We start from the raw sequence: 15,365 nt of genomic DNA on the forward strand, positions 1-15,365 counted from the left end.
ATGAAAACAAATCGAGCAAAAAGAAAAAACTTAGCAGAAGAAACTTTAAAAATATTAGAAAACGGATTTTTTCAAACAAATTCTGGTGAGAAAATTAATATAAAAGAAATTCAAGAAAAAGCAGAGAAAAACACAACACTTTATACTCCAGAAGATTCTGATCAATTATTGAAAAATGACTTCAAGGAATCGGAAACATTTGAAACAAAAATATGGTTAGAAAGAGATACTACTTTAAATACTACAAGAAATCTAATCAAAAACGGATTTAAAGATGCAATTTGTTTGAATTTTGCATCGGCAAAAAATCCAGGAGGTGGTTTTCTTGGTGGAAGTCAAGCGCAGGAAGAAAGTATTGCAAGAGCAACAGGTTTGTATCCTACTCTTTTAAAATGTTCAGAATATTATGAAACAAACAGAAATACGAAATCTTGCTTTTACACAGATTATATGATTTATAGTCCAAATGTTCCAATTTTTAAAAGTGAAGATGGAGAAAATTTGGATGCTTTAGAAGTTTGTAGTGTGATTACTGCTCCTGCTGTAAATGCTGGAGTTGTTCGAAATAAAGAACCTCAGCGAGTTGATGAAATTGAGAAAATAATGAAACGCAGAATTGAAAAAGTGCTGGCTATTGCTTTAGAAAACAATCATAAATCCATTGTTTTAGGAGCTTGGGGATGTGGTGTTTTTCAAAATAACCCAGAAGAAATAGCTCTTTATTTTAAAGAAATTATTGAGGGAAAATTCCCAAATCAATTTCAAAATATAGTTTTTGCTATCTATTCTAATAGAGAGCATTTTGTGGCACCTTTTGAAAAATATTTTGGAAATACAGTATTAAATGAGAATTAGTTTAATTAAAAAAATTACACTCCTAATTTATCAAAAAAATTTAGGGTTTGGACTTACATTGTTATTTTTAGGTTATTTCAGTCTTATTCCATTTTTTAAAAACTTTTCCTTAGGATATTTTATAAAAAATGAGATATTTCATGCACAAACAATGACAAAATCAGGAGTTGTAACAGATGTATATACTGTAGGAAGTTACAATGATATAGACGTTTTAGCTTTTGAATATTATTTTGATGTTTCTGGAAAAAAGTACATTGGAAAGGATGTTACAACCAATTCAAATATGGAAATTGATAACTCTGTTATTATTAACTATATCAAAGATAATCCTTCATATAACATTTCGAAATATGAAAACATTAAAGATTTTGATTCTAGTTTCATAATTATAGGCTTGATTTTCACCATAATTGGTTTTTTCTTAATATTTAAGGGAATTAAAAAAGGGATTATTACTCTAAAGATATTACAATTCGGAATTTCTGGTAAAGCTATTTGCTATGCTAAAACACAAACTTTAATACGAATAAATGATCGTCGAATTTATAAAGTAAAATTTAAATATAATTTTAAGGGAAAAGAATATAAAACTATAATAAAAACAGCAAGCTGGTACAAATTTGAAAGTAATAGTGAAAAAGAATATGCTATTATTTTTTTAGAAAAAGACCCTTCTAAAGTTTGTGTGGTAAAAAATTTACCAATAAAAATCTAAAATAAATTAAAACAACCTTTTGATATTATCACGTTTGATTTTGTATGAAAATCTATCGATTTTAATGTTGTCTCTCCTCTTGAAAGATTAAACGATTAAATCATCATATTTTACAAAAAAATATCATTAAACTTTAAACGTGATAATATTTATTATTTAGAATGAAATTTTAACTCGCTTTAAAAGATAATTAATTCAACAAAAAACTTTGTAACAATTAACTCTATTTATTCAGAAATCTCAATAAATATATTAGTTATTTTATTATAATTACAGTTAATTTTTCTTCGGTATTCTGATTTTTTGCCCAACTTTCAAACCATTCGACTTCATCTTGTTTAATTCTTTAACAGCTTGCATTCTCACTCCATTATCTTGAGAAATAGAAAACAAAGTATCTCCATATTCTACAACATAAACATTTCCTGAATCAACTACAGCCCATGATTTTCTGAAGGAAGGTTTTACTTTTTGATCAAACTTATTTAAATCAAACCTCTCAATTATAGAAATAATTTTATGAGCATATCTTGGATCTGTAGCATATCCTGCCTTTTTTAAACCAAAAGCCCAATTCTTATAATCTGTACTTTCATAATTAAACAAAAAAGCATATTTATATCTTTCAACAAGAAATTTTGAATGATCTTCAAACGAAGCTACTGGCGTATCATACTTTCTGAAACATTCATCAGCTTCATCATCATCATGAAGAACTGAAGGCCCTGACCAACTTGTGTGACATTTTAAACCAAAATGATTATTTGACCTAGAAGTAAGATTAGATGTACCTTTACTTGATTCTAAAATACCTTGTGCTAATGTAATACTAGCAGGAATTCCATATTCTTTCATTTCAGAGATTGCTACTTTCTTATATTTATCTATATAGAAGTTAGTAAGTTCTACTTCTGAATATTTTTTCTCAATATATGGAATTTCAATTTCCTCTTCTTTCTCAGCACTTGACTTTCTTTCTACAACATAAGACAATACTTCTTCTTCCAATTCAATTTCTCCATTGAATTTTTCGTTATTATCATCAATAGTTGTTTTTCTTATTCCTGCACAAGAAATAAAGACAAAATTAGCCAATACTATATAAAATAGTTTATTATACTTCATATTAAAAATTCTAAAGTCTGATAGTTAATTATTATATATATTTGAGGAAAAGGGGGAAATTTAAGATCGATGATCGTGGGGAATCATTTCAATATAACTACTTAAATATTCCAGCCAAATATAGAAATTTTTTGTTTATTTCAAATTAAATTTTACTAAAATTTTGTGAAACTTTAATAAATATAAAATAAGTTTTTCATATTTAAAAACTTAACAATAAATTTTTGTGATTCTATTTTTTTAAAACAAATTTCTCTATTAAAAATACTAAACCATATTTACGAATCTGATTAATAATTTCTACCAAAAACTTATACGATTTAAATTCTTCATTTATAGTATTATTCATTAGTTTTATTTCTTCAACTGAAATATCTTTTTTCAATTTGAGTTTTTTCAAATCTGTCTCAATTTCCTTAAATGAACTATATTGTTTTTTCATTTCTTTAAATTTTAAATAGATTCATCAAAAAAATCTTTCGAAAATGTTTTAATAACTTTTTTATCTATCTTCTTACGGAAAACATAGGCTATTAAACCAACGAAAATAAATATTACTGCTACAATTATACAAGCTAATGGATAACTATTTAGTGCTTTCCCTAACCACATAACCAAAGCTACAGAAAGAAAAATAGAAGCTCCAATTAAAATGCTAAATAAAATAAGAAGCTTTATCCCAAACGTAAAAGATTTAGTCAGATGGTAGAATATTTTCAACTTAAAATAATCCGTTGAATTATTCACATAATCTGTACTAATATCTCTTACCCTTGTAGATAATTTATCAAAAGACTTAAAAACACTCATTTGATTTTAATTTTTATTTTGACTTTTTAAATCTGCCAATTTTCTTTCTAAAGCTTGAATAGCATCTTCTACCTCCACTTCTGTTTCAGCCAAGAAAGAATCAATTTTTTGTCCTAAAGAACCATTATTAAAATTGAATTTTTGCTCAATTGTTTCTTTCAGATGAGATACTTTATTTTTAAGATCATCTGTAGAATGTGCAACCTCATCTTTGATCATTTTACGAGTAACAGCTCCTTTTTCTGGCGCAAATAAAATTCCTAATGTTGCTCCAATCGCTCCTCCTACCAATACACCTAAAATAGTGTTTCCTGCATTACTGTTCATTTTTTAAAATTTTAAGGTTCATTTAATTATTTAAAAATCATCTACTTAAAATTAGTAATTAATGCACAAAAAGTTCTAAATATTATATTAATAATAGAATCTACTATCAGATAGAATTTAACAATGGTAATTGTAAAATTTTTCATAAAAAAACCTGCTCATTTTATATTGAACAGGTTTTCATTAAGTTATATTTTATTGAAATTTAAAACATTTCTGCTTTTACTTCATTATATTCTGAAACAATGTTTTTCAAAATATCTGCAGCTGGTAAAATATCTTGAATCATTCCTGCAATTTGTCCAATTTCTAATTCTCCTTCTTCAAGATCGCCTTCAAACATTCCTTTTTTCGCTCTAGCTCTTCCAAGAAGTTCTTTTATTTCCTCCACAGAAGGATTGTTCTTATAAAGCTCTTGAACATCATTGTAAAATTTGTTTTTAATTAATCTCACAGGAGCTAATTCTTTCAATGTTAAATGTGTATCTCCATCTTCTGTTTCTACAATCGTATTTTTAAAATTGATATGTGCTGAAGATTCTTCTGATGCTGCAAATCTACTACCAATTTGCACACCATCTGCACCAAGAACTTCTGCAGCAAGCATTCCTCTTCCTGTTGCTATTCCTCCTGCAGCAATCACAGGAATTTTAAGCTTTTGTTTCACCATCGGAATTAAAGTAAAAGTCGTAGTTTCTTCTCTTCCATTATGTCCTCCAGCCTCAAAACCTTCTGCAACAATTGCATCAACACCAGCAGCCTCTGCTTTCAGAGCAAATTTCACACTACTTACAACATGTACAACTGTAATCCCATGTTCTTTTAAATGCGAAGTCCAAGTTTTTGGATTTCCAGCAGATGTGAAAACAATTGGTACTTTTTCTTCTATAATTATTTGAATTATTTCTTCAATATTTGGGTATAACATTGGTACATTTACACCAAATGGCTTATCTGTAGCTTTTTTACATTTTTGAATATGCTCTCTCAAAACATCCGGATACATAGAACCTGCTCCAATCAATCCAAGTCCTCCTGCATTACTCACAGCTGCTGCCAATTTATAACCACTCACCCAAATCATTCCTGCTTGAATGATTGGATATTCTATATTAAATAATTCTGTTATTTTTTTATTCATTTTATTGTTTGATAATTTTCTGGGTTGTTTTATTTCCTAAGTTTTTAAATTCAACGATATATGTTCCAGATGTAAGTGTACTAATATTTATAGATTTTTCGGAAGCTTTCATTTTTCTTGATAAAACATTTCTTCCTAATACGTCAAAAATATTAATTTCATACATATCTCCTTTTATTTTTGAATTTATTTTTAAAACATCATCTACAGGATTTGGGTAAAAAGAAGTAGTAAAATTATTTTGAATATTATTTTCTAAAATAATTTTTTCCATATTAGGAATTCCGTAACCTTCATGGTTATTTGGATTATTGTATAAATGTGCTGATTTTTTAACCATTTCTACAATTTCATTATTTGTCTTTTCAGGAAAAGCCTCCCAAAGACAAGCTATAACTCCCGTAAGAACTGGCGAAGAAAAAGAAGTTCCATTTGAAACTTGTATTTCTCCTTGCGGATTAATAATCGGAATATTTCGACCTTGTGCACAAACATCTGGTTTTAATCGATTATCTGCAGTAGGACCGTATGAACTAAAAATAGCGATCACCTCATTTTCATCAACAGCTCCGATACTTAAAACTGAAGGAGCATCCGCTGGAATTCCAACATACTTCCAACTACTATTTCCACTATTCCCTGCAGAATTTACTAAAAGCATTCCACGAGAGAAAGCAGCTTCAGCTCCTCTAGAAGCAAAAGCAGTTTTTCCATCCAAATCATTATAAGTATGACTATAATTTGGATTATCATATTCTGTATAACCAAGCGAAGTATTCACAATATCTACTCCCAAACTATCTGCTTTTTCAAGAGCTTCCACCCAATTACTTTCTTCTACTGGAGTTTCTTTGCTTCCATCTTCTGTAATAAATAAATAAAAACTAGCATTTGGAGCAGTTCCTACATATTCGTTTTTAATATTCCCTGCAATATTTGATAAAACCATCGTACCGTGTGAACCTCCTGTATAGAAATTTTCAGAATCTAAAACATAATCATATCCTCCCAAAATTTTATTTTGATCTCTCAAATATTTAAAAGCTTCTAAATTGTCGACATTCGGAAAACCTGCATCCATCACAGCAATATGAATATCATTACCTGTATACCCTAAATAATGCAATTGCTCACCTTTCAACATTTCGATTTGATTCCTTGCATCACCATAATTATAGCTCTCTGTAGTTTCAAATTTACTTTGTAGTTTATTTTTTCTTGGTTGAATTTGTTTTGAAAATGTATTTTGATTTAAAGTTTTATCTGCATATTCAATTTTTAAAACAAATTCTTTATTTAATAAGTCAGAAATTTGCTCAAAAGTTCCCTGAATATGAAGTGCATTTAACCATTTTGATTTCGCTAAAATTTGGATTCCTTCTGAATTTTTGATCTCAGAAATATAATTCAAAGTTATTGGAATATCTTTTTCATCTAAAGAAATATTTTGCTTCTCTCTTCTAGCTAAAGCTCTCTCAGACAACATTAAAGTTGGTGTTTCAAAATACTTTTCTGTTTCTTGTTTGTCTTTAAAATATATCCAAGCATCCTGAATAGATTCTTGTGAAAAACTTATACTCGAAATAAATAAAGTCAATAATAGTAGGAGTTGTTTCATATGATTTATCGTGTTTATGATTTCAAAATACCATATTTTTTTATTTAAAACCAAAAAATAAAAATCTTATTATACTTTTTTCTTAAAGCTTAAAAAAATGAAGTTGTTTTTTATCTTTAGTTTCAATTACATATAGCTTTTTAAGAGGTACATTATTAGATTAAAGAAAATTAAAAATATTGGAAAATAAACCAGAAAAGATTCCGTTTCAATTTTATGAATAAAAAAGTAAAAAAGAGAACGAAAAAGACATTAGATATTACATATTTTATTTTAGGATTACCAACTGTTATTTATCTTTTAGATATTTATATAAGTTACTTTATAAAATCTAATACACTTGGTTTTTCGCCAATTTATATGTCTGAAAATTGGAAAAAAAGCACCATCAAAATAGATTATTTTCTTCCTTTTGAAATTAAAAATTTATTAATGAGTTATTTTATCATTTCATTTTTAATTTTGATTCCAATTCTGATAGCGCATATTTCCCTTTCTTATTCTCAAAAAGAGATTCCAAAAATCAGTCTAAAACAAATATTATTTCTAACAACCGGTTTTATACTTTTAAGTTTGTCTTTTATTTATCCTAGTTTTAGTGATGCATTATCTTTTGCTTTGGATTAATAAGCATCCACATCCACAATAAATTTAATTGGACGAAATTCTCCTACAGCCTGAAATGTACTTTTCATTTTCTGAATGTATTTCTTCGTTCCTTTAATTCCTTGTTTTGGTGGGATTTTCACAATAATTGTACGGATATATTCATTTCGAACTCTAGAAATTGATGGAATTGTAGGTCCAAGAACATTTCCTTGTTCAAAAGCATTTCGTAGACCTTGTGCAAACCATTTTGCTCCAGCTTCTACTTTTTGATAATCTCTATGTTTGAACGTCAATTTAATCACACGATAAAATGGTGGATATTTAAAAACCCAACGTTCATGTAATTGTTCTTTATACATCAAATTATACGAATTTGTAGAAACTTGTTGTAAAATCTGATGATATGGATTAAAAGTTTGAATTGCTACTTTTCCACGTTTTTTAAATCTTCCAGAACGCCCTGCAACTTGCGTCAAAAGTTGGAAACTTTTTTCATGTGCTCTAAAATCTGGGAAATTCAACATCGTATCTGCATTTAGAACACCAACCAAAGTAACATTATCGAAATCTAAACCTTTTACAAGCATTTGCGTTCCAACTAATATATCAATTTCTTGTGCTTTAAATTTGGAAATAATATTATGAAAACCATATTTCTTTCTTGTAGTGTCAGCATCCATTCTTCCAATTTTATGATCTGGAAAAAGTTTTTCTAACTCCATTTCGATTTGTTCCGTTCCGAATCCTTTTGTATCCAATTCACTACTTCCACAAGCTGCACAATTGTGTGGAACAGCTTGCACATAATTACAATAATGACAACGAAGCTCTTTTCTATGTTTATGAAAAGTCAAAGAAACATCACAGTGCGGACAATTTGGAATATTCCCACAAGTTTTACATTCTAAAATTGGCGCATATCCTCTTCGGTTCTGAAAAATGATAATTTGTTCTTTTTCTTCCAAAGCTTCTTCCATCATTTTCAACAAACGATCCGAAAAATGCCCAGTCATTCGCTTTTTTCGATATTTTTCCTTGATATCAATTAATTCAATTTCTGGAAGTAAAATATTTTGATAACGAGTAGTCAATGGAACATAACCATATTTATTTTGCTCTACATTATGGCTACTTTCCAAAGAAGGCGTAGCAGAACCAAGAAGTGTTTTTGCTTGAAATAATTTAGCCAAAACAATTCCAGCATCACGTCCATGAAAATAAGGTGATTTTAAAGATTGTTTATACGAAGATTCATGAGATTCATCAATAATAATTAGACCTAAATTATCATACGGAAGAAAAACAGCATTTCGAACACCAATTACCAACTTTGATTTTTCGGTTTTATTCAACACATGATTCCAAGCTTCCACTCTTTCATTCACAGAATATTTAGAATGAAAAACTGTCATTTGATCTCCAAAATATAATTGCAAACGCTCGATTAATTGTGTTGTCAATCCAATTTCTGGTACCAAATACAAAACTTGTTTTCCAGCATCGATAACTCTTTGAATTATTTTGGCATAAACCTCTGTTTTTCCACTAGAAGTTACACCTTGAAAAAGTGTAATATCTTTTTCTTTATAAGATTCTATTATTTTCTGATAAGCTTCTTCTTGAGGTTCTGTTAATTGCTTGATAGACTCTTTTTCTTCTGGTTGAAAAGAAACTCGATCTGTTTGAATATGATAAAATTCAAAAACTCCTTTATCTACCAAAGTTTTCAGAATAGCACTTGATGCTCCTGATTTATCTTGAAGTGTTTTTGCTGAAATTGGCTTTCCAGTTAATTTCAATTGGAAAAAAGTAAGTACAATTTCTTTTTGTTTATGTGCTCTTTGACTTAAAGTTTCTAATAATTCTCCAAGTTTTTCATTGTCTTCCCACTTTTCTTGTAATCGAACATATTTCACCAATTTTGGTTTATACTGCTCAAAGATTTCTTCTTTAACTTTAATTGCTTCTTTTTTGATTAAAGTTTTAATAATTGGTAGACAATTTTTCTTAGAAATAATATTACTGATTTCTTGAATTGTTAATTGAGAAGCATTAGATAGAGCTTCAAAAACCAAAAATTCGTTATCGTTTAAAATGGATTCTTCTGTGAAAGATTGGTTTTTAAAAATAATGGTTTCACTTTCTAAAATAAAAGCTGTAGGAACTGCAGTTCTGAAAACTTCTCCAAGAGTACACATGTAATATTCTGCAATCCATTTCCAAAACAATAATTGCTTTTCAGTTACAATTGGTTCTTCGTCAAGAATCTGAAAAATATCTTTTACTTCATATTGAGTAGGAGCAGTTTCATGAATCTCATCTACAAGTGCAGTATAGATTTTTGATTTTCCAAATGGAACAGCAACACGCATTCCTTTTTTCAAAAAAGAAGCTTCTGCTTCAGTAATTCTATAAGTGAATAAATTCTGAACAGAAATTGGTAATATGACATTTATATATTTGATAACGCAATCTAATTTTTAAAATTCATAATTATCAGATAATCAAAATATTAAGAGTTTAAACAAGTAAACATTTACTTTAAATAAAAACACCTAAACACCTGTATTACAGAATTTTAAGTTATTTTAAAAATCATTATAAAGAAAATCTATTGAACTTGAATTTTCAAAATATTAAAGTAAAAAACTCAATATCAATAATTTACAAGATTCATTCTTAATTATATTTAATATCTATTTTATGAAAAAAATGAATAACAAAATTAAAGGATTTTTTTAAAAATTAATCATCTATTTAGAACTCATTTTTAAAAATATCTAAGACAAATATTTTCAAATTAATGAAGATATTGCCATAAACGATTTAAAGAAGTGGAGTCTAAATGTGTTTTATCATTTTGAAAAAAGAATCTATGATAATGATAGTTGACAGAATCTTTATTTGTAATTTCTAAATTTTGAAAACGCTGCCAACTTTCTTTAGATACATTTTCTAATTTTGGACCAATCAATTTTTTGTCAAATTTATGACAAGCAGCACAATTTGAATTGAAAATTTTTGTTCCGATTTTCTGTTCATTATTTAATTCTCTTTCCACCAAATATGTTCCACAACCATAAACGATATCTGTTCGATTAATTAACCTATCTCTTTCACAAGCAGCAAAACAGATTACAAAAAAAATTAAAATCAAAACTAAATTTAAAAGCCCTCTCTTTTGCTCTTTATTCATATTTTTTAATAATTAAAGAATATTTTATTTCATCTTCATCGGAATTCCAGAAACTATAAAGTAAGCTTCATGAGATATTTTTCCAATTTCTTGGTTTACCCAACCTTGTAATTCTGTAAACTTTCTTCCTATGTGTGTTTGTGCATGAAGACCCATTCCGATTTCATTGGAAATAATAATAATTTTCGCATTCTTTTTATTCAATTCATGAATTTCTTTTTTAGCAAAAATTAAACATTTCTCGATGTCATTTTCAAAATCGGTGATCAAATTTGTTAACCAAAGGGTCACACAATCGATTACAACAACTGCGTTTTCTGGAATTACTTTTGAAATATTTACCTCCTCTTCAATTGTTGTCCAATTTTCATCTCTATCTGAAACATGACGATCTACTCTATTTTGGAAATCATCATCCCAAATTCTAGAAGTTGCTAAGTAATAAGGTTTTTCGGTTAGCTCTTTGGCAAAATTTTCTGCAAAACTACTTTTTCCAGAGCGCTCGCCACCTGTGACATAATAAATCATATAATTTTCTTATAAAATAGAATTCGAAACTAAAGAAATAAATTGTAAAAAAAATATTAAATAATTGAAATTTTTGATTTACTTTCGCCCTAGTTTTTGAGCAACCAAATTTTTGGTTTTAAAATTCAATGAATTTTAAAGGGAATTGTGTGAAAATCACGAGCTGTCCCCGCAACTGTAAACTATAAAGCTTATCAAAAATAAAATCCACTGTTTTTACGGGAAGGAATTTGATAAGACGTGAGCCAGGAAACCTATCAGAAACTATAGTTAGAACAACTTTCGGGTGAAAGGTTAAATAATGAAGAATGAGGATTAAGAAACAACGACTATTTTTAAGCGTAGCATTTCTGCTACACTTTATGTATACATTTGGTCAAAACGATCAAAAAAAAGATACAATTCACCAACTTGAAGAAATTTCTATTTCAGGAATTAAGCTTCGTGACTTTTCTACTGGACTTAAAGTCTATAATTTCAAAAAAGCAGAGTTAGATAAAAACACAAAATCTCTTGGTAACTTTTTGCAAGAGAATACTTCTATTTATTTAAAATCTTATTCGAATTCGATGCTTTCTTCTATTTCTTTTAGAGGAACTTCTTCGTCCCAAACTTCTGTGGTTTGGAATGGAATTCCGATTAATTCTTTCATGAATGGACAAACAGATTTTAATACTGTTTTTACAAATAGCTTAGATAATATTTCTATCCGTGAAGGTGGAGGAAGTGTAATTTATGGAAGTGGAGCTATTGGAGGAACAATTCTTCTGGATAATTCATTTGCTTTTTATGATAAATTTAAAAATGAAATAAGTACTTCTATTGGAAGTTTTGATACTTATAGAGGAAAATATAATTTGGACTATGCTAATGAAAAATTTGCTATAAAATTTTCGGCAAATGCTTTCAAATCTGAAAATGATTATAAATTTCTTGGAACAGATAAAAAGAATAATGGAAGTTATGAAGGTTTAAATATTGGATTAAACCTTGCTACAAAACTTAACGATCATAATACTTTGAAGTTTTATTCTTTAGGAACTTTATTAGACCGTAACCTCTCTTCTACTCTTTTTAACAAAGCAAAAGACAAACAAAAGGATGAAAATCTAAAAAGCTTGGTAGAATGGAATTATAAAAAATCTGGTTTAAATTCAAACTTAAAAGTAGCTTATATTCAAGATTTATATCAATATTTTCCAAATAGAGAAAAAGAAAATCATGATTTTGGTAAAGGAAGAACTTTTGTTACAAAATATGATTTAATTGGAAAATTGAGTGAGAAAATAAAGACAGGTTTTGGTTTAGAATATACTAAAAATTGGAGCCAAGGTACGGTAGATAGTCATCGAAGAAATACTGTTGCTTCTTATGCTTTGTTTAGACATTTGGTTACAAAGAAATTTGATTATGGTGTGAATGTTCGAAAAGAATGGACGACCCCTTATGATGTTCCTTTTGTTTTTGGGGTTGATTTTTCTTATAAAATTCTTCCTTTTTATACAATTACTTCAAGTGCTTCTACAAATTATAGAACACCAACTTTCAACGATTTATATTGGCCAAATCAAGGAAATCCGGATTTAAAACCTGAAGAATCGAAACAAATTGAAATTGGTAATTATTTTAAGTTTAAAAATTTAGAATTTAATGTTATCGGATATTTAATCGATAGCAAAAATATGATCCAATGGAAACCTACTGGAAATGTTTGGAAACCAATTAATGTTGCAAAAATGGAAGGTTATGGTGTTCAGTTTTCAGGAAATTATACTTACAAATATAATAATCATAAATTTAAATTAACGTCAAATTTCAGTTATACAATTTCGGAAGATGCAGAATTGAAAAAACAAATCATGTATGTACCAAAATTCAAAACTTCTGAAATATTGACTTATAGTTATAAATCTTTTTCATTTAATTATTATTTTATCTGGACAGATTCTGTAAAAAATCTTACTAACAGTAATCAAGAAATTGATCCATATAATATTTCAAATATTGCGATGTATTATGATTTTAAACTGAAAAAGAAACAAAAATTAAGTATTGGTTTGGAAGTAAATAATATTTACAACACGCCTTATACTGTGGTTTATAATAGACCAATGCCAAATAGAAATTATCAATTAACACTTACGTATAAATTATAGACAAATGAATTTTAAGAAAATTTCAATCGCAATTTTAGCATCAGCTAGTTTATTCTTCACATCTTGTAGTAGTGATGACGATACATCAGGACCAATCGGAGATTATGACAACGGAATGTTCGTAGTAAACGAAGGAAGTTTTGGAAATACTCCAGGAACTGTTTCTTTCATTCCTTACGATTTATCTGAGGTAAAAAAAGATATCTACAAAACAGTAAATAACGAAGATTTAGGATCTCTTGCACAATCTATGACAATCTCAAATGATAAAGCATATATCGTTGTAAATGATTCGCATGTAATCAAAATTGCTAACAGATTTACTTTTGAAAAAGAAGGAGAAATCGAAGAAGGATTAGACAATCCAAGATTTATGACAACTGTTGCTGGAAACAAAGCATATGTTACAAACTGGGGAGATACTTCTGATGAAAATGATGATTTTATTGCAGTTGTTGATTTAAACTCAAATACGGTAACTAGTACAATTGATGTGGAATTAGGTCCAGAAAAAATCTATACTTTAGGAAATAGAGTTTTTGTATTACACCAAGGAGCTTGGGGACAAAATGATAAAGTTTCAGTGATTAACACTTTAGATAACACTGTTGAAAAAGTTATTACTGTTGGAGATATTCCAAACTCTGCTGTTTTAGACATCAACGGTAATTTATGGGTAATGGGAGCTGGAAAAGCAGCTTGGACTGGAGACGAAACTGCTGGTTCTTTAACTAAAATCAATACGACTACATTAGAAATTGAAAAAACAATGGATTTTGCTTCTGATGAGCACCCAGGACACTTAAATTTCTACAACAATAAAATGTATTATGCTTTAAATGGAGGATTATATTCTTTAGAAACTTCTAGTGAATCTTTACCAACACAAGCTATTTTAGATGGAATCAATGCTTATGGTTTAAAAGTAGGAAAAGATAAAATTTTCGTTACGGATGCTAAAGATTATATTTCTTTCGGATCTGTTGTAGTTTATGATTTAAATACTTTAACAGAAGAAAAATCATTAGAAGTTGGTATTATTCCAAATAGTGTGACTTTTAATCAAATAAACTAATCTAGAGGTTAGTCATTATATTCTAAATAAAAAGAGAAAAAGGTAACATTAGTTTGTTACCTTTTTTATTTTATAAAACTTCAAGTTGTTGCATTACTTTTTTCAAGGAAGTTACTTTTTTAATAGTTTTGATCAAATTTTCATCTGAGTCTACGATAAAAATGGAAGGTAAAGCATTCGATTTGTATTTTTCAACAAAACGTTCGCTTTCTATAAATACTGGACTATCTATTATAATTGGATTTGGATAATTCAAAATATATAAAACATATTCTTCGTTTACTTTATTGATAAAATTGACATCTGAAAAAACTTTTTTCTTCATTTTTATACATGGCTTACACCATTCTGATGCTGTAATTACCAACATTATTTTTTTATTCTCTCTTTTTGAGGTGTCAACAGTTTCTTTCCATGTTTTCAATGGTTTTAATTCTTGAGAAAATGACGTGAAACTTAACGATAGAAAAAAAGCAAAAAAGATAATTTTAAGAGTTTTCATAAGTATTTTTTTTGAATAAACTTTTTTACATTAACTAGCTTTCGGAATAATTATTGCATGGTAAATAAAAAAACAAATTAAAATGAAATTAAACAAAATACTACTTTTCAGTTTAATCTTTTCTTCTGCAAGCATGATAAGCTGCAAAAATGAAAGTAAAATTGAAACTAAACCTTCAAAAAAGATTAAAATAGAAAAAGTATATAATTCGGAGATTATCCCAAATTATGACACGATTGCTTATAAAAGTTTCAGAAGCACAAATCCAGATAGTTTGTATACTTCTGTATTTAAAGATGATTTTAGTGAAGAAGATAAAAATCAATTTATAAATAGTTGGACAAATTTTATAAAATCAATAGGAGATTATAAAAGTAAAGAAGAGCATACATGGGAAACACAAGATAGTTTGGTAAAAGTAACATCTAAAGTCTATTTTAAAAAAAATGGAGAAGTTGATTATTTTACTTATAAAATTAGAAACAAAAACATTTCGGATAAGGATAAAAAGTATTTAGAAGAAACTTTAAGTGATTTCGTAAAACATGAAAAACTTGACTACGCAAATGCATCAAAATTTTCACAATGTGGTTCTTTAAGTTTTAGAACGAAGTAGTATCTGACAAAAATCTTATATAAATCAGTAAAATAGTTCAAAATATTCTTGCTGATTTATTTTTTATTATTTTACTTTGCTTTTCAAAG

The 15,365-nt window shown here is 27.9% G+C and carries 16 protein-coding genes and 1 riboswitch; of the genes, 6 read left to right on the forward strand and 10 right to left on the reverse strand.

Annotated features, from left to right (window positions below; all coding sequences use genetic code 11):
• Window positions 1-855 carry a TIGR02452 family protein gene (locus tag I0K12_RS06840; RefSeq protein ID WP_196886453.1) on the forward strand — a complete coding sequence of 285 codons (855 nt, stop codon included), beginning with the start codon at window positions 1-3 and terminating at the stop codon, window positions 853-855.
• Window positions 856-1,006: 151 nt separating this feature from the next.
• Window positions 1,007-1,573, forward strand: coding sequence for a hypothetical protein (locus tag I0K12_RS06845; protein WP_196886455.1), 567 nt, complete (start codon window positions 1,007-1,009; stop codon window positions 1,571-1,573).
• A 276-nt stretch (window positions 1,574-1,849) separates the two neighbouring features.
• On the opposite strand, the gene I0K12_RS06850 is transcribed toward I0K12_RS06845, so the two are convergent.
• The 6 genes from I0K12_RS06850 to I0K12_RS06875 form a co-directional block, all read right to left on the reverse strand.
• On the reverse strand, window positions 1,850-2,698 hold the full coding sequence (locus I0K12_RS06850; RefSeq protein ID WP_196886457.1) for a glucosaminidase domain-containing protein: 849 nt from the start codon (window positions 2,696-2,698) through the stop codon (window positions 1,850-1,852).
• Between the two features lie 232 nt (window positions 2,699-2,930).
• Complete coding sequence (locus tag I0K12_RS06855) at window positions 2,931-3,140, reverse strand: hypothetical protein (protein ID WP_196886458.1); 210 nt, start codon at window positions 3,138-3,140, stop codon at window positions 2,931-2,933.
• Between the two features lie 11 nt (window positions 3,141-3,151).
• Window positions 3,152-3,508, reverse strand: coding sequence for a phage holin family protein (locus I0K12_RS06860; RefSeq protein ID WP_196886460.1), 357 nt, complete (start codon window positions 3,506-3,508; stop codon window positions 3,152-3,154).
• A 6-nt stretch (window positions 3,509-3,514) separates the two neighbouring features.
• Window positions 3,515-3,835, reverse strand: a complete 321-nt coding sequence (locus I0K12_RS06865) for a YtxH domain-containing protein (protein ID WP_196886462.1) — start codon at window positions 3,833-3,835, stop codon at window positions 3,515-3,517.
• Between the two features lie 205 nt (window positions 3,836-4,040).
• Complete coding sequence (locus tag I0K12_RS06870) at window positions 4,041-4,976, reverse strand: NAD(P)H-dependent flavin oxidoreductase (RefSeq protein WP_196886467.1); 936 nt, start codon at window positions 4,974-4,976, stop codon at window positions 4,041-4,043.
• Window position 4,977: 1 nt separating this feature from the next.
• Complete coding sequence (locus tag I0K12_RS06875; RefSeq protein ID WP_196886468.1) at window positions 4,978-6,594, reverse strand: S8 family serine peptidase; 1,617 nt, start codon at window positions 6,592-6,594, stop codon at window positions 4,978-4,980.
• 216 nt (window positions 6,595-6,810) lie between these two features.
• On the opposite strand from I0K12_RS06875, the gene I0K12_RS06880 reads away from it, so the two are divergent.
• A complete protein-coding gene (locus I0K12_RS06880; protein WP_196886469.1) occupies window positions 6,811-7,221 on the forward strand; it encodes a hypothetical protein in 411 nt (136 codons plus the stop codon).
• Here the strand turns inward: I0K12_RS06880 and priA are convergent.
• The 3 genes from priA to I0K12_RS06895 form a co-directional block, all read right to left on the reverse strand.
• On the reverse strand, window positions 7,218-9,668 hold the full coding sequence (priA, locus tag I0K12_RS06885; RefSeq protein WP_196886539.1) for a primosomal protein N': 2,451 nt from the start codon (window positions 9,666-9,668) through the stop codon (window positions 7,218-7,220). The genes I0K12_RS06880 and priA overlap by 4 nt on opposite strands.
• A gap of 335 nt (window positions 9,669-10,003) precedes the next feature.
• The gene (locus tag I0K12_RS06890) at window positions 10,004-10,399 is read right to left on the reverse strand and encodes a c-type cytochrome (protein WP_196886471.1); all 396 of its coding nucleotides are present in this window, start codon (window positions 10,397-10,399) and stop codon (window positions 10,004-10,006) included.
• Between the two features lie 24 nt (window positions 10,400-10,423).
• Window positions 10,424-10,927 (reverse strand): bifunctional adenosylcobinamide kinase/adenosylcobinamide-phosphate guanylyltransferase, encoded by a 504-nt coding sequence (locus I0K12_RS06895; RefSeq protein WP_196886473.1) that lies wholly within the window; start codon window positions 10,925-10,927, stop codon window positions 10,424-10,426.
• 96 nt (window positions 10,928-11,023) lie between these two features.
• Window positions 11,024-11,204: riboswitch (cobalamin riboswitch) on the forward strand.
• A 31-nt stretch (window positions 11,205-11,235) separates the two neighbouring features.
• Between I0K12_RS06895 and I0K12_RS06900 the strand changes: the two genes are divergently transcribed.
• Window positions 11,236-13,083, forward strand: a complete 1,848-nt coding sequence (locus tag I0K12_RS06900) for a TonB-dependent receptor plug domain-containing protein (RefSeq protein WP_196886475.1) — start codon at window positions 11,236-11,238, stop codon at window positions 13,081-13,083.
• A 4-nt stretch (window positions 13,084-13,087) separates the two neighbouring features.
• On the forward strand, window positions 13,088-14,158 hold the full coding sequence (locus I0K12_RS06905; RefSeq protein WP_196886477.1) for a YncE family protein: 1,071 nt from the start codon (window positions 13,088-13,090) through the stop codon (window positions 14,156-14,158).
• 70 nt (window positions 14,159-14,228) lie between these two features.
• Here the strand turns inward: I0K12_RS06905 and I0K12_RS06910 are convergent, their stop codons facing one another.
• Complete coding sequence (locus I0K12_RS06910; protein WP_196886479.1) at window positions 14,229-14,660, reverse strand: thioredoxin family protein; 432 nt, start codon at window positions 14,658-14,660, stop codon at window positions 14,229-14,231.
• An 82-nt stretch (window positions 14,661-14,742) separates the two neighbouring features.
• Between I0K12_RS06910 and I0K12_RS06915 the strand changes: the two genes are divergently transcribed.
• The gene (locus I0K12_RS06915) at window positions 14,743-15,276 is read left to right on the forward strand and encodes a hypothetical protein (RefSeq protein ID WP_196886481.1); all 534 of its coding nucleotides are present in this window, start codon (window positions 14,743-14,745) and stop codon (window positions 15,274-15,276) included.
• The last annotated feature ends 89 nt before the right edge of the window (window positions 15,277-15,365 follow it).

Origin of the sequence: Aureivirga sp. CE67, assembly GCF_015767245.1 — a bacterium.
GTDB lineage: Bacteria > Bacteroidota > Bacteroidia > Flavobacteriales > Flavobacteriaceae > Aureivirga.